The sequence below is a fragment of the Micromonospora sp. WMMD1102 genome (genome assembly GCF_029626265.1).
Lineage (GTDB): Bacteria > Actinomycetota > Actinomycetes > Mycobacteriales > Micromonosporaceae > Plantactinospora.
The window spans coordinates 6,337,894-6,361,981 of record NZ_JARUBN010000001.1; the positions used below are offsets into that span (position 1 = coordinate 6,337,894).

Annotated in this window: 22 protein-coding genes and 1 pseudogene; 14 read left to right on the plus strand and 9 right to left on the minus strand. The window is 69.0% G+C overall.

The annotated features are described in order from the left end of the window. The first annotated feature begins 3 nt into the window (after positions 1 to 3). Entirely contained in the window at positions 4 to 1,083 is a 1,080-nt protein-coding gene (gene galT / locus O7626_RS28450; protein WP_278064144.1) for a galactose-1-phosphate uridylyltransferase, read from the plus strand. 421 nt (positions 1,084 to 1,504) lie between these two features. On the opposite strand, the gene O7626_RS28455 is transcribed toward galT, so the two are convergent. Beyond that, positions 1,505 to 2,416: a hypothetical protein gene (locus tag O7626_RS28455; protein ID WP_278064145.1), complete on the minus strand. Its 912-nt coding sequence runs from the start codon at positions 2,414 to 2,416 to the stop codon at positions 1,505 to 1,507. Positions 2,417 to 2,671: 255 nt separating this feature from the next. Between O7626_RS28455 and O7626_RS28460 the strand changes: the two genes are divergently transcribed. Then, positions 2,672 to 3,115, plus strand: coding sequence for a VOC family protein (locus O7626_RS28460; protein ID WP_278064146.1), 444 nt, complete (start codon positions 2,672 to 2,674; stop codon positions 3,113 to 3,115). Between the two features lie 325 nt (positions 3,116 to 3,440). Here O7626_RS28460 and O7626_RS28465 read toward each other — a convergent pair whose 3' ends face one another. Next, positions 3,441 to 4,658, minus strand: coding sequence for an NADP-dependent isocitrate dehydrogenase (locus O7626_RS28465; RefSeq protein ID WP_278064147.1), 1,218 nt, complete (start codon positions 4,656 to 4,658; stop codon positions 3,441 to 3,443). Between the two features lie 81 nt (positions 4,659 to 4,739). Here O7626_RS28465 and O7626_RS28470 point away from each other — a divergent pair, with 81 nt between their 5' ends. After that, positions 4,740 to 5,558 (plus strand): MBL fold metallo-hydrolase, encoded by an 819-nt coding sequence (locus O7626_RS28470; RefSeq protein WP_278064148.1) that lies wholly within the window; start codon positions 4,740 to 4,742, stop codon positions 5,556 to 5,558. Positions 5,559 to 5,611: 53 nt separating this feature from the next. On the opposite strand, the gene O7626_RS28475 is transcribed toward O7626_RS28470, so the two are convergent. Then, positions 5,612 to 6,562: a malate dehydrogenase gene (locus tag O7626_RS28475; RefSeq protein ID WP_278064149.1), complete on the minus strand. Its 951-nt coding sequence runs from the start codon at positions 6,560 to 6,562 to the stop codon at positions 5,612 to 5,614. 129 nt (positions 6,563 to 6,691) lie between these two features. Next, entirely contained in the window at positions 6,692 to 7,573 is an 882-nt protein-coding gene (locus O7626_RS28480; protein WP_278064150.1) for a bifunctional methylenetetrahydrofolate dehydrogenase/methenyltetrahydrofolate cyclohydrolase, read from the minus strand. A gap of 475 nt (positions 7,574 to 8,048) precedes the next feature. Here O7626_RS28480 and O7626_RS28485 point away from each other — a divergent pair, with 475 nt between their 5' ends. From O7626_RS28485 to O7626_RS28515, 7 genes and pseudogenes are all read left to right on the plus strand, one after another. Then, positions 8,049 to 9,683, plus strand: coding sequence for an ABC transporter substrate-binding protein (locus O7626_RS28485; protein WP_278064151.1), 1,635 nt, complete (start codon positions 8,049 to 8,051; stop codon positions 9,681 to 9,683). 129 nt (positions 9,684 to 9,812) lie between these two features. Next, positions 9,813 to 10,751: an ABC transporter permease gene (locus O7626_RS28490; protein ID WP_278064152.1), complete on the plus strand. Its 939-nt coding sequence runs from the start codon at positions 9,813 to 9,815 to the stop codon at positions 10,749 to 10,751. Between the two features lie 13 nt (positions 10,752 to 10,764). Next, positions 10,765 to 11,697 carry an ABC transporter permease gene (locus tag O7626_RS28495; RefSeq protein WP_278064153.1) on the plus strand — a complete coding sequence of 311 codons (933 nt, stop codon included), beginning with the start codon at positions 10,765 to 10,767 and terminating at the stop codon, positions 11,695 to 11,697. 4 nt (positions 11,698 to 11,701) lie between these two features. Continuing rightward, on the plus strand, positions 11,702 to 12,745 hold the full coding sequence (locus tag O7626_RS28500) for an ABC transporter ATP-binding protein (protein ID WP_278064154.1): 1,044 nt from the start codon (positions 11,702 to 11,704) through the stop codon (positions 12,743 to 12,745). Beyond that, on the plus strand, positions 12,732 to 13,802 hold the full coding sequence (locus O7626_RS28505) for a dipeptide ABC transporter ATP-binding protein (RefSeq protein WP_278064155.1): 1,071 nt from the start codon (positions 12,732 to 12,734) through the stop codon (positions 13,800 to 13,802). The genes O7626_RS28500 and O7626_RS28505 overlap by 14 nt, the downstream gene beginning before the upstream one ends. Before the next feature lie 435 nt (positions 13,803 to 14,237). Then, positions 14,238 to 14,321 (plus strand): annotated as a pseudogene (locus O7626_RS28510) (DUF2637 domain-containing protein); the annotation flags it as partial. Between the two features lie 211 nt (positions 14,322 to 14,532). Next, positions 14,533 to 15,051: a hypothetical protein gene (locus O7626_RS28515; protein ID WP_278066532.1), complete on the plus strand. Its 519-nt coding sequence runs from the start codon at positions 14,533 to 14,535 to the stop codon at positions 15,049 to 15,051. Between the two features lie 146 nt (positions 15,052 to 15,197). Here the strand turns inward: O7626_RS28515 and O7626_RS28520 are convergent, their stop codons facing one another. From O7626_RS28520 to O7626_RS28535, 4 genes are all read right to left on the minus strand, one after another. Then, complete coding sequence (locus tag O7626_RS28520; protein WP_278064156.1) at positions 15,198 to 16,409, minus strand: hypothetical protein; 1,212 nt, start codon at positions 16,407 to 16,409, stop codon at positions 15,198 to 15,200. 78 nt (positions 16,410 to 16,487) lie between these two features. Further along, on the minus strand, positions 16,488 to 17,645 hold the full coding sequence (locus O7626_RS28525; RefSeq protein WP_278064157.1) for a hypothetical protein: 1,158 nt from the start codon (positions 17,643 to 17,645) through the stop codon (positions 16,488 to 16,490). Positions 17,646 to 17,661: 16 nt separating this feature from the next. Continuing rightward, positions 17,662 to 18,888, minus strand: a complete 1,227-nt coding sequence (locus O7626_RS28530) for an N-acetylmuramoyl-L-alanine amidase (RefSeq protein WP_278064158.1) — start codon at positions 18,886 to 18,888, stop codon at positions 17,662 to 17,664. Then, positions 18,888 to 19,067 (minus strand): hypothetical protein, encoded by a 180-nt coding sequence (locus tag O7626_RS28535; protein WP_278064159.1) that lies wholly within the window; start codon positions 19,065 to 19,067, stop codon positions 18,888 to 18,890. Before O7626_RS28535 ends, O7626_RS28530 begins: the two co-directional genes overlap by 1 nt. A 302-nt stretch (positions 19,068 to 19,369) precedes the next feature. Between O7626_RS28535 and O7626_RS28540 the strand changes: the two genes are divergently transcribed. The 3 genes from O7626_RS28540 to O7626_RS28550 all read left to right on the plus strand — a co-directional run bounded on the left by O7626_RS28540 (position 19,370) and on the right by O7626_RS28550 (position 21,995). Then, positions 19,370 to 20,563, plus strand: coding sequence for a M23 family metallopeptidase (locus O7626_RS28540; RefSeq protein ID WP_278064160.1), 1,194 nt, complete (start codon positions 19,370 to 19,372; stop codon positions 20,561 to 20,563). A gap of 90 nt (positions 20,564 to 20,653) precedes the next feature. Next, entirely contained in the window at positions 20,654 to 21,373 is a 720-nt protein-coding gene (locus O7626_RS28545; protein WP_278064161.1) for a phosphopantetheine-binding protein, read from the plus strand. Positions 21,374 to 21,764: 391 nt separating this feature from the next. Then, the gene (locus O7626_RS28550; protein WP_278064162.1) at positions 21,765 to 21,995 is read left to right on the plus strand and encodes a hypothetical protein; all 231 of its coding nucleotides are present in this window, start codon (positions 21,765 to 21,767) and stop codon (positions 21,993 to 21,995) included. Between the two features lie 392 nt (positions 21,996 to 22,387). Here the strand turns inward: O7626_RS28550 and O7626_RS28555 are convergent, their stop codons facing one another. After that, positions 22,388 to 22,870 (minus strand): hypothetical protein, encoded by a 483-nt coding sequence (locus O7626_RS28555; RefSeq protein WP_278064163.1) that lies wholly within the window; start codon positions 22,868 to 22,870, stop codon positions 22,388 to 22,390. Between the two features lie 480 nt (positions 22,871 to 23,350). Here O7626_RS28555 and O7626_RS28560 point away from each other — a divergent pair, with 480 nt between their 5' ends. After that, the gene (locus tag O7626_RS28560) at positions 23,351 to 23,974 is read left to right on the plus strand and encodes a transposase (protein WP_278064164.1); all 624 of its coding nucleotides are present in this window, start codon (positions 23,351 to 23,353) and stop codon (positions 23,972 to 23,974) included. Positions 23,975 to 24,088 lie beyond the last annotated feature (114 nt).

Here is a 24,088-nt window from a genome sequence, read left to right on the forward strand (position 1 = left end):
CCGGTGAGGCGGACGGCGGTGCAGCTGGCCGACGGGCGCGAGCTGATCTACTTCGACGAGCGCCCGGACACGGTCCGGGAGGGGCCGGACCGGCGGGACCTGCCGCTGCCGCCGCCGGCCTCGCAGCTGCGCTACGACCCACTTGTCGACGAGTGGGTGGCGGTCGCCGCGCACCGGCAGGACCGGATCTTCCTGCCGCCGAGCGACAAGTGCCCACTGTGTCCGTCCACACCGGAGCGTTCCGGCGAGGTCCCGGCGTACGACTACGACGTGGTGGTCTTCGAGAACCGCTTCCCGTCCTTCAGCGACCGGCCCGGCGACCTGCCCGGCGAGATCACCCCGTTCACGGCGGTGCGACCGGGGACGGGACGGTGCGAGGTGATCTGCTTCACCGCCGACCACTCCGCGTCGTTCGGCACCCTGCCGCCGAGCCGGGTGCGTACCGTGCTGGAGGCGCTCGCCGACCGTACCGCCGCGCTGTCCGGGCTGCCCGAGGTGGAACAGGTCTTCTGCTTCGAGAACCGGGGTGTGGAGATCGGGGTGACCCTGCACCACCCGCACGGGCAGGTCTACGCGTACCCGTTCCTGCCGCCGCGCAGCCGGGCGATGCTGGCGGCGGCCCGCCGGCACGCGGAACGCACCGGCGGGCGCAACCTCTACGCGGACGTACTCGCCGCCGAACGGGCCGCCGGGGACCGGGTGGTGCTGGCCAACGAGCACTGGACGGCGTACGTGCCGGCCGCCGCCCGCTGGCCGTTCGAGGTGCACGTCGCGCCGCACCGGCCGGTACCCGACATCCCGGCGCTGGACGACGCCGAGCGGGACGCCTTCGGCCCGCTCTACCTGGACCTGCTGCGCCGGCTCGACCGGCTCTTCGACCGGCCGCTGCCGTACATCTCGGCCTGGCACCAGGCGCCGGTGCACGCCGATCCGGCCCTGGCCCACCTGCACCTGCAGGTGTTCAGCATCCGGCGGGCGGCCGACAAGCTGAAATACCTGGCCGGCTCGGAGTCGGCGATGGGAGTCTTCGTCAACGACATCGCGCCGGAACGGGCCGCCGAACTCCTCCGGGCCGCCGGCTGAGTTCGGGCCGCCCCGGTACTTCGAGGGGACCCTGTCGGCACCGGGTCGTAGGCTGCCCGCCATGAGCGACCCGACACCGGATCGGCTGCACCCGGCGGCACCGGACCGGCCGCACGGCTGCTGTCGGAGAAGTCGGTCGAGCTGGTCACCACCAACCAGCTGACTCCGGAGCAGATCGCCGCCGCCGGCCCGGTACTGGACGGCTGCGGCTGAAACTACTGCGTCGGCGTGGCCGTCACCCCCGACGACGCCTCCCCGGCCGTCCGTGGCGACGACGAAAGCACGCACCTGCTCCTCGACAGCCGCCGCGCTGGCCCGCTCCCGGTCGGGGGTCTCCGCGCCCTGACGCTCGGGGGCCGGGATCGCCGGCGGCGACGCACGGGTCCTGCCCGCACGCCGCCGCCATAGCGAATGCGGACGATCAGCTCACACTGAGATAACTCTGTAGCACCGTCGGCCGGTAGCCGGCGGCCCAGAACTCCGAGTTCTTCGCGGCGAAACCGGCCGCGTCCCAGCCGAAGATGACCGGCCGCCCGTCGCTGCCCGGCTCCCAGATCGCGTCGTAGCGCAGCGCCCCGGTGTTGGTCAGGTAACTGCTCAGGTACTTCATCCGGTAGCCGCTGGCCCAGTGGTTGCCGTTCGCCTGCGAGACCTCGTCCCAGGTCCCGCCGAGCAGGACGGGCCGGGCGTCGGTGCCCGGCATCCAGATGCCGACGTAGCGGATGTCGTTGGTGATCGGGCTGTTCTGCGGCACCCCGGTCACCTGGACCAGCCGGTACCCCTGGGCACGCATCTTGGCGTCCTCGGCGAGCAGGCTTTCCCGGGTCCAGTCGACGACGTACCGCCGGCCGTCGGTGCCGGGCTTGAAGATGGCGTCGTACCGGAAGCTCCCGGCGTGCGGGTAGCGGTTGATCCGCCACGGCCGCAACCCCTGGTTCCAGTACGTCCCGACCTGGGCGAAGAACTGCTGCTCGGTCCAGCCGATCAGGACCGGGCTCGGACCGCTGCCCGGCTTCCAGATCGCGTTGTACCGCAGTTCCCCGTTCGCACCCCTGACCATGGTCAGCGAGTCGATCCGCCAGCCCTGGCCGAACAGCTCGCCGTTGCGGTGCAGCAGATCCTGTGCGGTCCAGGTGTGTACCCAGGCCCGGTTGTCGGTGCCCGGTTCCCAGATCGCGTTGAACCGGAGTACGGCAGCCTGGGTCGAGGCCCGGTCCGCCGGCCCGGCCGCCGCCGGTGCCGCCGATCCGGCGACCAGCGCCGCCAGGCTGAGCAGTACGCCGAGCGACGCCGACAGCAACCGCCGTCTGCGTCGGACGAGATTTCTGGTCATGTTGGGTTCCCTCCCGCTGCTGGTACGGGCACCGTGCTCGGTCCCGCTGCTCCGATGTCTACTGGGCTGCGGGTTGTCCGGCTTCGACACGACCGCCCGGACAATCAACAGCGGACAGCGGACAGCGGCACCGGACAGCGGCACCGGATTCGGGGGCCGGGGCTGGGGTGCGGAGCTGGCGGGGCGGGACGCGGGACCCGGGATCTCGACGAAGCAGGCGCCGCTGGAGGCTGCCGGGCCGGACAATGACTGGTCATGGAGCAACGCGTGCACTTCCTGACCGTCGCCACCCGGGATCTGGACCGGGCCCGGGACTTCTACGTCGACGGGCTGGGGTGGACGCCGACGCTCGACGTACCGGACGAGATCCTCTTCTTCCAGGTGGCCCCGGGAGTGGTGCTCGGGCTCTTCGAGGCGGAGGCGTTCGCCGCCGACCTCGGTGCCGGTACGCCGCTGCTACCCGCGCCGACCGGGTTCACCCTGTCGCACAACGTCGAGAGCCCGGCGGAGGTCGACCGGGTGCTGGCCCAGGCGGCCGCCGCCGGAGGGACGATCGTCAAGGCCGGTCAGCGGGCTGCCTTCGGCGGCTACCACGGCCATTTCTCGGACCCGAACGACCTGGTCTGGGAGGTGGCGCACAACCCGGACTGGCAGGTGGCCGAGGACGGCCGGGTGACGCTGGGGCCGATCGAGGAGTGAATGAGGGCGCGGGGGGCCCGGGACAGGGCCCCCCGCAGGGAAGGGACGGCCGGCTGTGCGCAACAGCCGGGAAGACCGCTCCATCCGGTACGGGCCTCTCGCGGCGGCCTCGACCGGGCCGGTCTTCCTGGACGCGACTGGCATCACGTCCACCCTGTTCAACGAGGCTGCCCCCCGACCGGTAACGCCACAAGCCACCCCCGATCCTGGACGTCCGACCGAGCACTTCGAGTAGATGTTGACGACTTGTTGTCGCGGGAACGACGACAAGTCGTCAACATCCACGGCACAACCACCCGCGAGCGGCCGGAGACGAGGGATACGGTCAGGCGGCGAGGGTCTTCGCCAGGTTGTTGTCCAGGGCGGCCATGAACTCGTCGGTGGTCAGCCACGGGGCGTCCCGGGAGATGAGCAGGGCCAGGTCCTTGGTCATCTGGCCATCCTCGACGGTCTGCACGCAGACCCGCTCCAGGGTCTCGGCGAACCGCGTCACCTCGGGGGTGCCGTCCAGCTTGCCCCGGTGCGCGAGGCCCCGGGTCCAGGCGAAGATCGACGCGATCGGGTTGGTCGAGGTCTTCTCGCCCTTCTGCCACTGCCGGTAGTGCCGGGTGACCGTGCCGTGCGCCGCCTCGGCCTCGACGGTACGGCCGTCCGGGGTCATCAGCACCGAGGTCATCAGGCCCAGCGAGCCGAAGCCCTGCGCCACGGTATCGGACTGCACGTCACCGTCGTAGTTCTTGCAGGCCCAGACGAAGCCGCCCTCCCACTTCAGCGCGGCGGCCACCATGTCGTCGATCAACCGGTGCTCGTAGCTGATCCCGGCAGCGTCGAAGTCCGCCTTGAACTCGGCCTCGAAGACCTCGGCGAAGAGGTCCTTGAACCGGCCGTCGTACGCCTTCAGGATGGTGTTCTTCGTGGACAGGTAGACCGGGTAGCCGCGGTCCAGGCCGTACCGGAACGAGGCACGGGCGAAGTCCCGGATCGAGTCGTCGTAGTTGTACATCCCCATGGTGACGCCGCCACCCGGGAAGTTCGCCACCTCCATCTCGACCGGGGCGCCGCCGTCGGTCGGGGTGTAGGTGATGGTGACCGTGCCCGGCCCAGGCACCACGAAGTCGGTCGCCTTGTACTGGTCGCCGTGCGCGTGCCGGCCGATGATGATCGGCTTGCTCCAGCCCGGCACCAGCCGGGGCACGTTGGACATGATGATCGGCTCGCGGAAGACCACCCCGCCGAGGATGTTCCGGATGGTGCCGTTCGGCGAACGCCACATCTTCTTCAGGCCGAACTCCTCGACCCGGGCCTCGTCCGGGGTGATGGTGGCGCACTTCACGCCGACCCCGTGCTGCTTGATCGCGTTCGCCGCGTCGACAGTCACCTGGTCGTCGGTCTCGTCGCGGTACTGGATCGACAGGTCGTAGTAGTGCAGGTCGACGTCGAGGTACGGCAGGATCAGCTGATCGCGGATCTGCTTCCAGATGATCCGGGTCATCTCGTCGCCGTCGAGTTCTACCACCGGATTCGTAACCTTGATCTTCGCCATCGGGCGACGCTCCTCTCCGGGACATCTGCGCTAGCAGTACGAGCGTACTGGAGAGCCTCGGCGGCCCGTACACTGCCTGCCATGCTCAGCCGCCGCGTGGGCCCGGTCACCGTCGTCGCGCTGCCGGACGCCGAGGGGCTGTTCTTCCAGCCCCGCGCCGAGGCGTTCCCGACCGCCACCGCCGCACACTGGCGGCTGGCCGACGAACGCGACCCCGGTGCGGTGACCGCCGACGGGCGGTGGCGGCTGCCCTTCCGCTGCTTCGCGCTCCGCTTCGACGACGGCCCGGACGCCGGCCGGGTGGTCCTGGTCGACGCCGGGGTCGGCCCGGCCGACGCGCCGGCCCGGAGCTGGGCGCCGGTCCCGGGCCGGTTGCCGGCCGAACTCGCCGCCGCCGGCATCGCCCCGGAACAGGTCGACACGGTGGTACTCACCCACCTGCACACCGACCACGTTGGCTGGGCGGTCACCGGCGAGGGCGGTACGCCGTACTTCCGCAACGCCCGTTACCTGCTGCAACGGGCCGAGGTGGCGGCGTTCCGCCGGCACGACCCGGCCGGGGTGGCCGGCTACCTGCTCGACCCGCTCACCGCCGCCGGGCAGCTCGACGCGCTGGACGGCGACCTCCGGCTCACCCCCGGGGTACGGATCGTCGCCACCCCTGGTCACACCCCCGGACACCAGTCGGTACTCGTCGAGCACGCCGACGACGCCCTGCTGCTCACCGGCGATCTGCTAGTGCACGCCGTGCAACTTGTCGCCCCCGAGCTGCCGTACGCGCACGAGGTCGACCCGACCACCGCCCGCGCCTCCCGGCAGCGGCTCCTCGCCGAGCTGGCCGCCCGCCCGACCGGCACGCTCGGCACCCCACACCTGAGCGAACCCTTCGTACCACTGTAAGGAAGGGCCCCCGCACAGCGCTTTTTGTTGTAGCGGGGGCCCTTCCTTACAGCTCACATGTTGGCGACGTCGGCCTGCTTGGCCCGGACGGCCTCGGCGGCGGCCTTCAGGCTCTCGATCTCGTCGGCGTCCAGCGGGGTCTCCACGACCCGGCGTACGCCCTCGCGGCCGATCTCCGCCTCGACGCCCAGGTAGACCCCGGAGATGCCGAACTCGCCGTCGACCCAGGCACAGACCGGCATCACCTCGCCGGAGTCGGTGGCCACGGCCCGGGCCATCCGGGCGGCGGCGGCCGACGGGGCGTAGTACGCCGAACCGGTCTTGAGCAGCGCGACCACCTCGGCCCCGCCGTTGCGGGTGCGGACCACCAGCTCCTCGATCTGCTCGGCCGGCATCACGTCGCGCAGCGGCTTGCCGTCGACGGTGCTGTGGGAGGGCACCGGCACCATCGTGTCGCCGTGCGAGCCGAGGGTGAGGGTGCGCACCGAGCCGACCTTCACGCCGAGCGCCTCGGCGACGAAGTTGCTGAACCGGGCGGTGTCGAGCATGCCGGCCTGGCCGAGCACCCGGTTGCGCGGGAACTGGGTGGCGATCTGGGCCAGCGCGGTCATCTCGTCCAGCGGGTTGGAGACGACGATGACGACGGCGTTCGGGGCGTACTTGGCGACGTTCTCGGCGACCTGGCGGACGATCCGGGCGTTGGTCTCCAGCAGGTCCATTCGGCTCATGCCCGGCTTGCGGGGCAGGCCAGCGGTGATCACGACGACATCGGAGCCCTCGATCGCCTCGTAGCCCTCGCCGCCCTTGCCGGTGGTGACACCGACGACCCTGGTCTCGAAGCCCTCCACCGGACGCGACTGGTTGAGGTCCAGCGCGATCCCCTCGGGCCTGCCCTCGATGATGTCGGTGATCACGACGGTCTCGAAGACGTCGTACTCCGCGAGGCGCTGCGCGGTCGTCGAGCCGTAGAAGCCGGCACCGACTACGGTGACCTTTTTGCCCATGGTCGTCCCACTCCCTGATACCCGTCTGGTTATTTCCGGACGGTATCAGTCAGGAGTGTTCGGTTCTGGCCAGGGGCGGAATTGCCGGTGCTGGCTCACATCGACGGCTTCCGGCCCACTACGGCGGCTTCAGCCCCGGGCGGGCGGTTCCAGCTCGGCCTCGGCCCGCTCCACCACGTTCGTCAGCAGCATCGCCCGGGTCATCGGGCCGACGCCGCCCGGCATCGGCACCACCTTGCCGGCCACCTCGGCGACGTCGGGCCCGACGTCACCGGTGTAGCGGCCCTTACCGTCCGCCCCGATCACCCGGGTGATCCCGACGTCGACCACCACGGCACCGGGCCGGACCATGTCGGCGGTGAGCAGGCCCGGCACGCCGGCCGCCACGATCACGATGTCGGCGCTGCGGGTGTGCGCGGCCAGGTCGAGGGTGCCGGTGTGGCAGAGCGTCACGGTGGCGTTCTCGCTGCGCCGGGTCAGCAGCAGCCCGAGCGGCCGGCCGACCGTGTTGCCCCGGCCGACCACCGCCACCTCGGCGCCGCGCAGCGGCACCTCGTGCCGGCGGAGCAGCTCGACGATGCCGCGCGGGGTGCAGGGCAGCGGGCCGGGGTAGCCGAGTACCAGCCGGCCGAGGTTGACCGGGTGCAGCCCGTCGGCGTCCTTGTCCGGGTCGACCATCTCCAGCACCCGCTGGGTGTCCAGGTGCACCGGGAGCGGGAGCTGCACGATGTAGCCGTGGCAGGCCGGGTCGGCGTTCAGCTCGGCGACCGTGGCGTCCACCTGTTCCTGGCTGGCGTCGGCCGGCAGCTCGCGGCGGATCGAGGCGATGCCCACCTCGGCGCAGTCCCGGTGCTTGCCGTCGACGTACGCCCGGGAGCCCGGGTCCTCGCCGACGAGCACGGTGCCCAGTCCCGGTACGACGCCCCGGTCGGCCAGCGCCTTCACCCGGTCGCGCAGTTCTTCCTTGATCGTCGCCGCGGTCGCTTTGCCGTCGAGAAGGGTGGCCGTCACGTCCCAGATCGTCTCACGCCGTACGCCGGGCCGAGCCGGCACCCGGCCGGTCGGTACCGGGATCGGCCACTCGGCCAACCCCTGCTCGGCCGGGCAACCGACACCAAGTGCTAACTATCAGTAGTCGTGTCGTTAGTCACGCTAAGTAAGATCTTGTGGAGTTGTCCACATTATGGAAGGCACGATCAGGGCGAATGCGGACCAATATCGGGCAGCAGGTGGCCCAGTGCACAGCGGCCGATCGGGGGAGTTCGGGAGGTTGAATCCTTTACGCGCGATTTTGCCGGTCTGTCGCGCCGAGACCGCGATAGCAGCTCAAACCAGCTATCCGCAAGTCCTACCGGACCCCTGTGTTACTGACTCGTAACCATCCGGTTTGGCCAGGGGTCCTGCCACGACCTACCTTTGCCGAGCGTTGCACAGCGTTACCTCAGTGTGGGGACGACTGCTCAGCGTAAGGAGACGAGGAGGCTCAATGCAGGTTCGTAGGCTCGCTGCCTGGACCGCCCTCCCCCTTGCCGCGACCCTCGGCCTCGCGGCCTGTGGCAGCGGCGGGGACTCGGGGGAGAGCGACCCGAATGCGACGGTTTCGATCCAGATCGCGGAACCGCAGCACCTGATTTCCACGAACACCAACGACTCCAGCGGTAACCAGGTGCTGTCCGCCCTGTTTGCCCCGCTGGTCGACTACGACGAGCAGAACAAGCCGTACGAGGTCGCCGCGGAGTCCGTGAACTCGACCGACAACCTGACTTGGACGATCAAGCTGAAGGACGGCTACACCTTCCACAACGGCGAGAAGGTGACCGCGGACAGCTACATCAACGCCTGGAACTACGGCGCCTACGGCCCGAACGGCCAGGGCAACAGCTACTTCTTCGAGAAGATCGCCGGTTACGACGACCTCCAGGCCGAGGACCCGGACGGCGACGGCCCGGAGAAGGCGGCGGAGCCGAAGGCCAAGACGTTGACCGGGCTGAAGAAGGTCGACGACACGACCTTCACGGTGACGCTGGCGAAGCCGTACACCGAGTTCAAGACGGTGCTCGGCTACACCGCGTTCTACCCGCTGCCGGAGGCGGCCTTCTCGGCGCCGGGCGTCATCAAGGACGGCTACGAGGACGCCCCGATCGGCAACGGCCCGTTCAAGATGAAGGGCACCTGGCAGCACGACGCCAAGGTCGAGGTCGAGCGCTACGACGCGTACCCGGGCGAGAAGCCGAAGATCGCCGGTGCCGAGTTCCGGATCTACCAGCAGCTCACCGCGGCGTACGCCGACGTGCTCTCGGACAACCTCGACGTGGACGTGACGGTTCCGACCGAGAACCTGAGCACCGCGGCGACCGACCTGGGCGACCGGTTCCAGCAGAGCCAGAACTCGTCCTTCCAGTTCGTGGCCTTCCCCACCTTCCAGGAGGAGTTCAGCAAGCCGGAGGTGCGCAAGGCGATCTCCATGGCGATCGACCGGGACGAGATCGCCAAGTCGATCTTCAAGGAGTCGCAGATCTCGGCGCGCTCGTTCGTCTCGCCGGTGGTCGCCGGCTACCAGGACGACACCTGCGGCGAGGCCTGCGAGTTCGACCCGGCCAAGGCCAAGGAGGCGTACCAGGCCGCCGGTGGCCCGAGCGAGCTGAAGATCACCTACAACGGTGACGGCGGGCACAAGGACTGGGTGGACGCCACCTGCAACCAGCTCAAGGCCAACCTGGGCGTGGAGTGCGTCGGCGTCGCCGAGCCGAAGTTCTCGGACCTGCTCACCAAGGTCGAGGGCAAGCAGCCGGTCGGCCTGATCCGGATGGGCTGGCTGATGGACTATCCGTCGATGGAGAACTACCTCGGCCCGCTGTACACCACGAACGGCTCGTCGAACTACTACGGGTACAGCAACCCGGAGTTCGACCGGCTGGTGCAGGAGGGTACGACCGCCGCGACCCCGGACGAGGCGATCAAGAAGTACCAGCAGGCGGAGCAGATCCTGGCCCAGGACATGCCGGTGATCCCGCTCCGGTTCGGCCAGAACGTCTACGCGCACTCGACCCGGGTCAAGAACGTCGAGGTGGACCTCTTCCAGGTCGTCGACATGACCAAGATCGAGGTCGTCAGCAGCTGAGCTGACCGCACGGCCGGTCCGGGCCACCCGGTGCAGACCACGGGTGGCCCGGAACGTTTCCCGGACGCAGTCGTCCGGCCCGTGCCCTGCCGCATCGCACCCCAGCCCACCCACGGAGAGTAAGCAAGCATGTTCCGCTACATCGTGCGGCGCCTGCTCCAGATGGTCCTGGCGTTCTTCGGGACCACTCTGATCGTCTACGCGCTGATGTTCGCCGGACAGGGTGACCCGATCCAGGCACTCGCGGGCGAACGCCCGGTCAGCGCGGCGCAGCGGGCGTACCTGACCGAGAAGTTCAACCTGGACCAGACCGGCGTCGGCGGCTTCTTCTACCGCTACTTCGACTACGTCGGCAACCTGCTCCGGGGCGACCTCGGCGACTCGCTCACCGGGCGGGACATCGGCGACATGCTGGCCCAGGCCTGGCCGGTGACGGTAAAGCTCGCGCTCATCGGGCTGCTGGTGGCGATCCTGGTCGGCGTCACCGCCGGGGTGATCGCCGGGCTCCGCCGGGGCGGCATCTTCGACAACGCCACCCTGGCGCTGACCCTGCTGGTGCTGGGCATCCCGACGATCGTGCTGGCGCCGCTGGCCCAGTACTTCCTCGGTGTCAAGCTGCCGATCTTCCCGCCGACCGCCGGCGCCGATCCCAGCCTGCACGCCCTGCTGCTGCCCGGCATCGTGCTCGGCTCGCTGTCGCTGGCCACCGCGCTGCGACTGACCCGTACCTCGGTGGCCGAGAACCTGCGCTCCGACTACGTACGCACCGCCAGGGCCAAGGGGCTGCCGGTGCGGCGGATCGTCACCGTGCACGTACTCCGGAACTCGCTGATCCCGGTGATCACCTTCCTCGGCGTCGAACTCGGCAACCTGATGAGCGGCGCGATCATCACCGAGGGCGTCTTCAACATCCCGGGCGTCGGGTTCAACCTCTTCCGCGGCATCAGGACCGAGGACGGCCCGCTGGTGGTCGGCCTGGTCAGCGTGCTGGTCGTGGTCTATCTGGTGTCGAACCTCGTGGTGGACGTCCTCTACGCCGTCCTCGACCCCCGCATCCGGTACGAGTGAGGGACCAACAGGCATGAGTGAACTCGAGAGCGTCACGGCGACGGAGCTGGGCGACGGGAACAGGGCCGGGTCGACCGACCCGGCGGCCCGGCCGCGCAGCCTGGCCGGCGACGCCTGGCGCGACCTGCGCCGCAACCCGATCTTCTGGATCTCCCTGGTACTGGTCCTGACGGTCACCGCGATGGCGGCCTTCCCCGGCCTGTTCACCGCGAACGACCCGCACGACTGCACGCTGGCCCGGCAGCACGCCGGCCCCGGCGGCGGTGCCCCGCTCGGGTACGACTTCCAGGGCTGCGACGTCTACGCCCGCGCCGTCTTCGGCGCCCGCGCGTCGCTGCTGGTCGGCGCCCTTTCCGCGCTGGTCACCGGGCTGATCGCGATCACCGTCGGGATGCTCGCCGGCTACTTCGGCCGGTGGGTCGACGCGACGCTGTCCCGGGTGGTCGACGTGGTACTCGGCATCCCGCTGCTGCTCGCCGCGATCGTGCTGCTCAAGCGGATCGGCAGCGACGACCCGAACGTCCGGATCATCGCGGTGATCTTCGTACTCGCCGTCCTCGGCTGGACCACCGCCGCCCGGGTGATCCGCTCCTCGGTGATCAGCGCCAAGCAGCAGGACTACGTGGCGGCGGCCCGGATGCTCGGCGCCGGCGACGGCCGGACCATGTGGCGACACATCCTGCCCAACTCGCTGGCCCCGGTGATCGTGGTGCTGACCATCGCGCTCGGCTCGTTCATCGCCGCCGAGGCGACACTGTCGTTCCTCGGCATCGGCCTGAAGGCCCCGACCATCTCCTGGGGCATCGACATCGACGCCGGCCGGACGCACATGCGGGAGTCGGCGGTACCGCTCGTGGTGCCGTCCACCTTCCTGGCGCTGACCGTACTGGCCTTCATCATGCTCGGCGACGCGATCCGCGACGCCTTCGACCCGAAGCTGCGGTGATCACATGAGCGACCAGTCCAACCGGCGCGGCGCCGTCGCGTCGGCGCCGGCCGGCACCGACGGCGGGCACCTGCTGGAGGTACGGGACCTCTTCGTCGAGTTCCACACCCGGGACGGCGTGGCGAAGGTGATCAACGGTGTCTCGTACCACCTGGACGCCGGGGAGACCCTGGCGGTGCTGGGCGAGTCGGGCTCCGGCAAGTCGGTGACCGCCCAGGCGATCATGGGCATCCTGGACATGCCGCCGGCGGTCATCCCCGCCGGGCAGATCTTCTACCGGGGCACCGACCTGCTGAAGCTCGGCGAGGAGGAGCGCCGGAAGGTACGCGGCAAGCAGATCTCGATGATCTTCCAGGACGCGCTCTCGGCGCTGAACCCGGTCTTCCCGGTCGGCTGGCAGATCGGCGAGACGCTCCGGCTGCGCGAGGGGATGTCCCGGGCCCAGGCCAGGCGCCGGGCGATCGAGCTGATGGAACTGGTCAAGATCCCCGGCGCCCGGCAGCGGATCGGCGACTACCCACACCAGTTCTCCGGCGGCATGCGGCAACGGGTCATGATCGCCATGTCCCTGGCGCAGGACCCGGCGGTGCTGATCGCCGACGAGCCGACCACCGCGCTGGACGTGACGGTGCAGGCCCAGATCATGGACCTGCTCGGCGAGCTGCGCCGGGACCTGAACATGGCGATGATCCTGATCACCCACGACCTCGGGGTCGTCGCCGACGTGGCCGACCGGATCGCCGTGATGTACGCCGGCCGGATCATCGAGCACGCCGACGTGCACTCGCTGTACGAGGCACCGGCACACCCGTACACCAAGGGGCTGCTGGAGTCGATTCCCCGGCTCGACCTCAAGGGCCAGCGGCTGACCACCATCAGGGGCCTGCCGCCCAACCTGATGCGCATCCCCAGCGGCTGCCCGTTCCACCCCCGCTGCCCGTACGCCCGGCAGGAGTGCGTCGACGTCGTGCCGGCAGTCCGGTCGCCCGGCAACGGCCGGACCAGCGCCTGCCACTTCGCCCAGGAGGTCCTCGATGGCCGCGTCTGACAACAACCCGCCGAGCCAGCCGGTCAACCCGCAGGGTCGGCCGGTCAAGCCACGCGGCGAGACGGTGCTGCGGGTCGAGAACGTCGTCAAGCACTTCCCGATCACCCAGGGCATCGTCTTCAAGCGCCAGATCGGCGCCGTGAAGGCGGTCGACGGGGTCAGCTTCGAACTCGGCCGGGGCGAGACGCTCGGCATCGTCGGCGAGTCCGGCTGCGGCAAGTCGACCCTGGCCAAGCTGCTGATGCGGCTGGAGACGCCGACCAGCGGCCGGGCCGTGCTGGATGGCCGGGACATGTTCAAGCTCTCCGGCGCCGAGCTGCGCCGGATGCGCCGGAACGTGCAGATGGTCATGCAGGACCCGTACACCTCGCTGAACCCGCGGATGACCGTCGGCGACATCATCGGCGAGCCGTTCGACATCCACCCGGACGCGGCACCGCGCGGCAGCCGGCGGCAGCGGGTGCAGGAGTTGCTGGACCTGGTCGGGCTGAACCCGGAGCACGTCAACCGCTATCCGCACCAGTTCTCCGGCGGCCAGCGGCAGCGGATCGGGATCGCCCGCGCGCTGGCCCTCAAGCCGGAGATCATCGTCTGCGACGAGCCGGTCTCGGCGCTGGACGTCTCGATCCAGGCCCAGGTGATCAACCTGCTGGAGAGCCTCCAGGACGAACTCGGGCTCTCCTACATCTTCATCGCGCACGACCTGTCGGTGGTCCGGCACATCGCCGACCGGGTCGCGGTGATGTACCTCGGCAAGATCGTGGAGATCGGTACCGAGGAGGAGATCTACGAGCGGCCGACGCATCCGTACACCCAGGCGCTGCTCTCGGCGGTGCCGGTGCCGGACCCGAAGGCCCGGTCACACCGTGAGGTGATCCGACTCGACGGTGACGTGCCGTCGCCGGCCAACCCGCCGTCAGGCTGCCGGTTCCGCACCCGGTGCTGGAAGGCGCAGGACATCTGCGCCACCCAGGAGCCACAGCTCGTGCTTCGGGCCGTCGAGCCGCACCCGTCAGCCTGCCACTTCGCCGACGTCAGTGAACGGAAAATGGCATAAGGGTTCACGAACCACCGAACAAGCCCTGACCAGGGGCATCCCGCCTGGTGCGACCGCGATCTATGCACCGCCGACCCGGCCGCGACCGTCGCTGACGGCTACCGGGCCGGTGCTGGCGGGCAGCACCGGTCGGCCCCGGTCTCGCTGAATCTCACCACCGCTATATGGCTTCCGCAGCGGGTCGGTACGGCCTTCCTCACTGAGGCCGCAGCCCGTGGCCGTGCGCGCCGTACCTGCGGGTGTGCCTCGGTGATGCGGAGCTGTCCATGCCCGTCGCGCATGCCGGCCCGGTGCTGACGACGCTGTCCGCGCTCGCTGCCGCAGCTGGTCCGGGGCGGACCGGTGAGCAACCGTACGGAGAAGGCGCTGCGTGCGCTGACCGGGTTGACCGTTGCCGGGTTGGCCATCGTGGCGGGTGCGATCTCGTTCGCGCACATGACCGAGCTCGCCATCAAACACGGTCAGACCGGCTGGAAGGCGCACGCCTTCCCAGTCGGTGTGGACGGGCTGGAGATCGTGGCGAGCCTGTACCTGGTGGTGCAGCGTCGCGCCGGTCGCCCCCCGGCTGGGTTCCGTGGGTCGCCCTGGTGGTCGGGACTCTGGCCAGCCTCGCCGCGAACGTCGCGGTGGGCGGGCACGACCCCGATCGGCAAGGCGTTGGCCGGTTGGCCAGCGCTGTCCATGCTCGTCTCGGTCAAGCTGCTGTTCTCCATGATCGACCACAGCGAAGTTGATCAACGGACGGCCGGAGACGATCAACGGCCGTCCGCTGATCGACCGGCCGTCCCCGGGACGGCCCCGGGGGGCCGGCCAGGACGGTGGAGCATCGTCTCGGACGACGGCGGACGGGCCGGCGGACACGTGCGACCCGTCCACTACCGGCGTCGTCGACCAAACCAGCGAGGCCACCACGGGTCAGTCGACCGGTCCGGGCAACCAGGCCACGGTCGACATCCGAACCCTGGCCCACCTGCTCCCGGCGGCGCGGGCGGCCCGCGCGGCGCTGGGCAACAGCGGCCGGTCACTGTCACGGGACGCGTTGGCCGACACGATGCGCGGCGACGGGCAGGGCGTGTCCAACGCCCGCGCATCGGTGCTGTTGAAGATCCTCAAAGCGGAGGGAACACAGGCCTCAGCGACGGCGTTGTCGAAACACGACCCGACCCGCCCCATCGACTGGCGTACCTTCCACCGGGCGCAGGCCCGGGCAACGTCGGCCGAGCAGTATTCGCTGCCCCTGTCGCTGTGAAAGATCACCCCTTCGACGCTCCCACCGCGGGTGACGGCGGCCATGTTCAACGCTGCGACGACCAGCCCAGCATCGTGGTGGGCTGGTCGTCGCGTAGCCGAGGATGCAGTTCGCCGTCCCGGAGGACCAGCCGGGTGCGGCTCCGGCTACTGGAACTTGCCGGGGGCGGGTCGGTCGCCGAGGCTGCCGTCGCCGAAGACGACGGCCTGGGTGGTGTTGTTGGCTCTGCGGATGTGGAAGGTGTTGGTGGTGGGTCGGTAGACGGCGATGTTGGTGTAGGGCAGGCCCTCGTAGTAGCCGGGTGCGGGTAGGTCGCCGGAGGCGCCGAAGGGGATGCGGATGGTGGTGCCGCCGTTGGCGGGGCGGATGTAGAAGGAGGCGTCGGAGGGTCGGTAGATGGCGAGGTTGTCGTAGGGGGTGTTCTCGTAGCGGCCGATGGCGGGGATGTCGCCGCGTTGGCCGAAGGGGATGCGGATGGTGGTGCCGCCGTTGGCGGGGCGGATGTAGAAGGAGGCGTCGGAGGGTCGGTAGACGGCGAGGTTGTCGTACGGGCTGTTCTCGTAGTGGCCGGGTGCGGGTAGGTCTCCGGGGTTGCCGAACGGGATGCGGATGGTGGTGCCGCCGTTGGCGGGGCGGATGTAGAAGGAGGCGTCGGAGGGTCGGTAGACGGCGAGGTTGTCGTACGGGCTGTTCTCGTAGCGGCCGACCGCGGGCAGGTCTCCGGAGGCGCCGAACGGTATCTGGGCGAGTAGCCCGCTGCCGTCGAGTTTGCGGATGTGGAACGTGGCGGTCGAACCCCGATACACCGCGATGTTCGACGTACCGCTCCAGACAGCGTCGGCGAGCAGGCCGCCGTCGTGTGCCTGCGGCTCGTAGCGGTCCGGAAAGGCCGAGCGTTGCACGGCCTGGCACACCTGGCCAACCGGCCGGGTCGCCCAACTCCCGTCACCGTAGATGCGCAGCATCTCGTTCAGGAAGGCGTTCGTCGCGGCGATCGGGTCGTTGCGGTTGATGTTCGGGTACGACGAAACGGTCTGCTGGAACAGGCCCACGCTCGTCCCGTCCCCGCCGTCGAGGTTGTCCATCGTGGACTCGACGATCACGGTGGTGAGCGCGATCTGTGCCGCACGCATCGGCAGTCCTCGGCTGCGTACCGTGTCGACGATGACCCGGGCGCAAGAGATGCGATAGGCGGTGAGCCCGCCGCGCATGCGCCCGGTCAGCTGGGGCGAGGCATGACCGGCGGCGTTGCCGTCGGTCGGTCGTACGCCGGCCGGGTCACAGGGCAGCGCGGCGAGGGCGCTCGCCGGGCCGGCCAGCGTCAACGACCCGGCCACGAGGACAGAGAGCGCAGACATCGTCGCTCCGAGTCGGAGCCACCAACTGCGGACAGGTGATCTCATCATGCCCTTCCTCGGACAGTGGGGTTGGCTGGATCAGGCACAGGGCCACTGGGCGAACTGCGGCGGCAGTACGCCGCCGTTCGGAGCCGGCTGCGGGGTGTATTTCAGCTCGGCGAGGACGACTCCGGCGCGGGCCTGGTTCGTCGAGTCGCCGTTCCACCGGCCCCACAGGTCGATCCACTGGTACGTGCGGTCGTCGACGGTGAACACCGTCCGCGGCTGTCCGCCACAGGAGGTCGCGGAGACGGCTCGCCGTCCAGCCGCTGCGGGCGAGTAGCCGGTGTTCGGGGGTGCGGTCCACGGCCCCGACAGGCTGTCGGCGGTCGCATAGCTCGTTCCCGTGCCGCCGCAGTAGCCGCAGTTGGGGTCCGAGAACGTCATGAGCCATTTACCGGTGGCCGGATCGCGGTAGACGCCCGGCGACTCGACGGCTCGCAGGCCGGCAAGGTTTCTGGTGCCGGTACCCGTGCCGTTGGTGCCCCAGGTGTCGAGCTGCTCCTGCGCGAAGGTCTGGTCGGCGTTCGTGCAGAAGAGTTGGGGCGCGGCCCTGCCGTTCGTCACGATGCTGAAGTCGCCGTTGCCGCCGCAGATCGTCAACCGCGGCTTCGTGGTCGAGCCGTACGGCGGGCCGGCAGCGTCGCCGCAGGGACCCTCGGGACCCTTGCACCCCATGGCGTAGTACGCGTTCGCGCCGCTTTGCGCATAGTCGGACGGGGCGTTGAACCAGAGGATGAAGACGCCGTCGTTCGGACCCCACGTGCGGCGCAGCATGCGCGGGTTGAAGCACCCCGCACCGGTACCCCCGCAGGTCTGCTGCCACGTCGTCAGGCGGAACGAGTTCATGTCCGACGGCGAGAACAGCCGTCGCGGCGCCGACCACGGGCCGCGCAGGCTCGTCGCGGTGGAAACGCCGAAGCCGCACCACGGGGTGCCGGCCACCTGCCAGCGAAAACCGCAGCCGTACATCGTGCCGTAGAGGTAGTAGGTGCTGCCGAACTTGGCGACCGTGCCATCGTGCAGGTCGACACCGGTGACCGTGATCGTCTCCGCGACGGCTGCGACAGTAGTGCCGCCGGACGCCGATGTCCCGGTCCGAGCCGGGGCCGTACCGTAGCCGATCTGTGCCGATCCCAGCGTCAGCGTGATCGCTACCACCAGCAAAAGCGCGAGCCGCCTGAGGAGAACCAACATCGAGGCTCTCCTCCTTCTATTGGAATCTGCCGGGGGCGGGTCGGTCGCCGAGGCTGCCGTCGCCGAAGACGACGGCCTGGGTGGTGTTGTTGGCTCTGCGGATGTGGAAGGTGTTGGTGGTGGGTCGGTAGACGGCGATGTTGGTGTAGGGCAGGCCCTCGTAGTAGCCGGGTGCGGGTAGGTCGCCGGAGGCGCCGAAGGGGATGCGGATGGTGGTGCCGCCGTTGGCGGGGCGGATGTAGAAGGAGGCGTCGGAGGGTCGGTAGATGGCGAGGTTGTCGTAGGGGGTGTTCTCGTAGCGGCCGATGGCGGGGATGTCGCCGCGTTGGCCGAAGGGGATGCGGATGGTGGTGCCGCCGTTGGCGGGGCGGATGTAGAAGGAGGCGTCGGAGGGTCGGTAGACGGCGAGGTTGTCGTACGGGCTGTTCTCGTAGTGGCCGGGTGCGGGTAGGTCTCCGGGGTTGCCGAACGGGATGCGGATGGTGGTGCCGCCGTTGGCGGGGCGGATGTAGAAGGAGGCGTCGGAGGGTCGGTAGACGGCGAGGTTGTCGTACGGGCTGTTCTCGTAGCGGCCGACCGCGGGCAGGTCTCCGGAGGCGCCGAACGGTATCTGGGCGAGTAGCCCGCTGCCGTCGAGTTTGCGGATGTAGAAGGTACTGTTCGAACCCCGATACACCGCCACGTTCGATGTCGTGTTTCGGCCGACGTCCGCACGCATGGCGTTCAGGTCGACGAAGGACGGATCGATCTTGCCGGTGGTGCTGGTCTCGCGATGTCCACGGGCGTAGCTGGCGTCGCGTCCCAGCTTGCGCAGCACCGCAGCGGTTGCGGCAACGCACGCCGAGTACTGCGCGGAGGTCATGGCCTGGTCGGCGCCGGTCGGTTGATCCCCGGCATAGTCGATCTCCCAGCCGATCAACATGGTGTTGCCATCGCCGGCGGGGATCGGTCCGCTGGCCCTGGCAGCTCCGGCATGGTTTGCACGGTTGGCCGATATGAGGTGGAAGGTGCCGTGGTAGTCGACCAACGCGTGGCACAGCGGCCCCGGCAGGTCGGCTCGTCCGTTGATGCAGATGCCGAGCGCCGGAGCCGGGTTGGCGGCACTCGACCTAGCCGCTGTGTGGTGCCACAGCACGCCGATCGGGGCGAAGGCGCCGCTGACGCCGCGCGCCTGCCAGTTGCCTTCCTCGACGACCGCTACACCGGCCTGGCGCAGCACGTCGGCCAACCACAGGATCGCCATCAGAACGCTCCCAGGTCGGCCAGGCACTCGACGGAACCGCTACTCGCCTGAGCCGGCTTCGCCGCCATCATCGACGCGAGAACGACGAGGGGTGGGATGCTGAGAAGCTTGCGGCGGGTGGCGTGGTGACGCTGCTCCTGTGTCGTGGACGGAGATTTCGCCCTGCTGTCTCGACTCATGTTAATCTCCCTGCTGCGCTTGGTTGAAGGATGTTTTCCTCGCCACTTCAGAGTCCGAAGGTTCTTAACGTAGTGTCGCAACGCTACTCGGCGAGGGCTTCCGATCGACTTCACAGGGATCGACGACGGTCGTGGTCGGGGCCGCGTGTGGCGCTGTAGGCCGCCAGCGCTGACCGGATGCCGGGGGAACATCGGGCGTGAAGCCAGGCGGAAGTCCGCGCTTGCTTTGATGGCCGCCACCCACACCCATGACCGGAGGAGACATGCGTGTAGCAATGGCCGCTCGGACATGTGCGGCACTCGTGGCACTTGCGGCAACCGTGCTGGCACCCGGCGTGGCAGCCGGTGCCGTACCGGACGGAGCCGGTCCCGCCGTGCTGGCAGGCCCGGACTTCCGGGCACCCTGGCCATGCGGCCAGGTGCGCGACTACTACCACCACGCCAGCGAGGTGAGCAACGCCATCGACTTCAACATCGCGGGCTCAGCCGACCTCGGAACACCCGCGCTCGCCTCCGCGCCCGGCACGGTCACCTCCGCCAGGGCGAACGGCGGCTACGGCAACGAAGTCGTCGTCGACCACGGCGGCGGGTGGAGCAGCAGAGTGGCCCACCTGAACGCGTTCTCGGTCGCGGTCGGCCAGGTGGTCACGACCGGGCAGGAGTTGGGCAAGGTCGGCTCGACAGGCAACTCCAGCGGACCTCATCTGCACTACGAACAGATCAACGGCGGAACGCGGGTACCGATCGTGATCGACTCCGTTGCCCTGCTCTACGACGGCACCACCCGCCAGCACACGAGCAGGAACTGCGGCGGCGGCCAGACGTCGAACATCGCGGTGTATCGGGGTTCGACCGCCACGTTCCACATCCGCAAACTCGACGGCAGCGGGCTACTCGCCCAGATACCGTTCGGCGCCTCCGGAGACCTGCCCGCGGTCGGCCGCTACGAGAACAGCCCGTACGACAACCTCGCCGTCTACCGACCCTCCGACGCCTCCTTCTACATCCGCCCCGCCAACGGCGGCACCACCATCCGCATCCCGTTCGGCAACCCCGGAGACCTACCCGCACCCGGCCACTACGAGAACAGCCCGTACGACAACCTCGCCGTCTACCGACCCTCCGACGCCTCCTTCTACATCCGCCCCGCCAACGGCGGCACCACCATCCGCATCCCCTTCGGCCAACGCGGCGACATCCCCGCCATCGGCCGCTACGAGAACACCCCCTACGACAACCTCGCCATCTACCGACCCTCCGACGCCTCCTTCTACATCCGCCCCGCCAACGGCGGCACCACCATCCGCATCCCCTTCGGCGCCTCCGGCGACCTACCCGCACCCGGCTACTACGAGGGCCTGCCCTACACCAACATCGCCGTCTACCGACCCACCACCAACACCTTCCACATCCGCAGAGCCAACAACACCACCCAGGCCGTCGTCTTCGGCGACGGCAGCCTCGGCGACCGACCCGCCCCCGGCAAGTTCCAGTAGCCGGAGCCGAAAAGTGCCTGCCCGAGCGGGCCGCGTCGGGGATCAGCCGGCGCGGCCCGCTCACGGGTGCTGTCGGAGTTCGACAGGAAGATGGACGCCGCCCGGCCGAGCGGTCGGCAGACCCTACCCCGAACAGCACAGACGGTCACGGCACCAGACCAGGAGCTGCGGTTGGTGCTGCTCGGGGTACGTGGCGCCGGGTGGGCCAGGCCCACCCTGCACCGGCTCTGGTCCGACCAGCCTGGGCTGACCGAGGTGCCGGTCGACGCCTCATTTCTCTCGCTTGGCGGGCACTCGCTCACCGGCGTCGAACTGGTCAACCGAATCCGGCAGGCGCTCGGCGTCGAGGTGCAGGTCGCCGACCTGTTCCGCGCGCCGACGATTCGGGCGATGGCCGGACACCTCACCACCACCGGCACCACCGCCGCCATCGACATCGGCAATGGCAGTGACGCCGCAGCCCTGGCCCCGGCGGACACCGCTCCGGCGACCAGCTTCCAGCGGCGGGGGTGGCGCGTGCATCACGCCAACCCGCATCCGGAGGTCTACAACGTTGCCCACCGGATCCGGATCGACGGTGACCTCGATCCTGCCGCGCTGAGGCGGGCCCTCGGCGGGCTGGTCGACCGACACACCGCGCTCCGCACCCGGCTGGTCCTCCGGGACGGCGAACTGGTCCAGGAGATCCTCGCCGACCTACCCGTGCGGCTCCCGGTCACCGACCTCAGCGCCGAGCCCGACGGCGGAAGCGGCTGGGGCCGGGCGGCGGCGGTCCTCCGGGTCCGTGTACCGCGCGATGTTGTCGGCTAGGTCGTCGCGGGTCAGCCCGCGCCAGGGACCTTTGTTGCGCACGAGTTCGGCCTTGAACAGTGAGGCGATCTCAACAAGCAGAGCGAGTCGCCGTGTTCGAATTGGGTGAGGACGAGTGCGCTGCGTGCGATACTCGGAACCCGGCGGCCACCTACGCGAGGTCTTCGTGCTTGCGGAACCACACCGGCACCAGCAGCGCTTGTCTGGCGGCTCCCGAAGCTTACGTGTCCGCCGCCGGGTTTCCCGTCGGCGCCGTTCGGCACGCAGCAGCCCGGCCACTTGGTACTCCAACGTCACTTGGCTTCGGCCATGGGCGTGGCGTGGGCATGAGGACGGCCACCGCGTTGATCATCGATGGTTTGTGAGGACAACCGAAGATCGTGCGGTGGCCGTGTGCCACAGCGTAGACGTTGATCAGTGGCGGACCATCCTCGCCGCCCAGCAACCCGACGACGACTCGGAGATCATCGCGTTGACCGTCGCCGAGATCCGCCGACTCCTCAACGCCTTCGTCCTCGCCACATCGCCACCGCCAGAACACACCCTGCACTGGTCGATCTGGCGACGAACATCCCAAGCCCGAGCCCGACGAGCCCACTACCAGCGCAGACAGGCGAAGTGACATTGGAGTATTAGGCCGCTAACCTCGGTCTTCCACGGCTGTTGTGATCTTGAGGGTTGGGAAGGGTCTGCAGAGACGGCGAAGTGCCTGCCGCGTATGACGGCTCCCAGAAGATCAACGGCGGGAGATCTACGACGCGTTCCACCTCGAACTGCGCTACCCAGCGTCCGCACCTCACCATCCGGGTAACGATCACCGCTGACACCGCCCCAGCCATCGCCACCACCGTCGAAACGATCACAGCCGGCCAGAACGCGAAAAGCCGGGGTCCGGAACACACGCTCCGGACCCCGGCAAGGGCGGCGGCACCGCCTTGTCCAGGTCACCGGGGGATTGACAGGAGCTCATTTCGCGCAGAGCTACGAGAGCCGGGAGACGTGATCCTCCTGCGGTTACCTGATTCGCGTCAGCGAGCTGCCCCAAGTGGTGTAGTAGGTGCCCGAGGGGCCCACGTACCAGTGGTACCCCATTTTGGCATCTGCTCCATTCAGCCGCAGGATTGACCCGTGCCAGTAGTTGGGGTCGAGATGCGCAGCGCTGCCGTCGGATACGCAATCCTCCCAGTAGTACTCGCCCCCATTCAGGTCGATGTCCCATGAAGGGGGTTGTGCTGGTACGGTCCAGGCTGGTGAGACATAGGGATTAATGTAGCGGCGGAACGCCTGCCACCGATAGGTCCCCTTGTCCAGGCTGATGGATCGTATTGTGCATGACTTGGCATCCGGGGGTGGGGGCCACGTTATGTCGATGGTTTTCTGGTTGTACGCCGGGCCGCCGGCAGCCAGACCCGGCTCGCCGACGCCGATGAGTGCACCACCAAACAGCATCAGCACAGCGAGCCGCGCCGTTACGCGAACACGAAGTCTCATTTCCACCCCACCATGGTTATCGTCGAGATCTAGACAACACGTCGGCGCCTCCGGTCAGACATCGACGAAAACATTTCGCAATATGGTAATGTGCCGATCACGTACGCTACAGGTCTAGGACTTCGACTCGGCTTCACGCTGGCGAGGCTTGAAGGACCGGGGCCGTGGATCCAACGGGAACGGCCTCGTCGTCGGCGACGTGTGACAGTGCCATCTCGGTACCGAGACGGCGGCGTTCACCCGTCGCGGGGGCTCGCGCGGTTGGTCTTGACATCTCCGGCGCGGCCGTGGCAGCGGCCCGGCAGATCGCCGCGGAAGCCGGAGAGTTATTCAGAAATCGGTCGATATCCATGGATGTTACGTTCAGTGAGATTCGAGGGTGCCTACCGCTCGGGTTAACTGTCGGGAATAGACGCAGCGGCTGGGATCCGATAGATCAGCTTTGTGTGGAAGATAATCGAGGGCCAGCCGCTGCGCGGTGAGAGTATGACAGGACTCCCGACCGACCGGCTTGCTGACCTGATCGGCCGGGTTCGCGAGATCGTGGGCGATGAGTGGGAAAAGCCGGCGGTCGGTCGTCCGCACGTGTTGCCGCTGGCCACGACGGTGATCGCGGTGCTGTTCGGGCTGCGGCACAACCTGCCCGACGAGGTCCTCGCCGAGGTGTTCGGCTGTTCGCAGGCCACGATCACCCGCTATCACCAGATCCTGCGGCCGATCCTGCGCGGGGTCACCCGTCCCGAGGTCGACCAGCGCTTGGCGCAGACCCGCCGTGAGGGTGTGCTCGTCGACGGGTTCCTCGCCCCGGTCGGCGAACGCGAGGACTACCACGGCCTCTTCTCCGGCAAGAAGCACCTGTCAGGGCAGAACGTGCAGGTCATCGCCAACCTCGACGGCCACGTCGCCGACGTCGGTGAGCCCGTCAACGGCGCCCGCCACGACGCGGCCGCGTTCCACATCTCCGGCATCGCGCAACGCTGGGCAGACCACCTGACCGCCGGCGGCCCGGGCATGATCGGCGACTGTGGCTACCAGGGCACCGGCCCGATCACCCCACACAAGAAACCACCCGGCGGCGAACTGACCGCCAAGCAGAAGGCGTCGATGTAAACGAAGATCGCGTTCTCGGCTACTACCCGATCCGCAGACTGTCGAGCTGGGCGCACCGACGGGGCAGCTCGACAACCTCCGCTCGGGACACCGTCCCGGAGGGAGCGGCGCGCC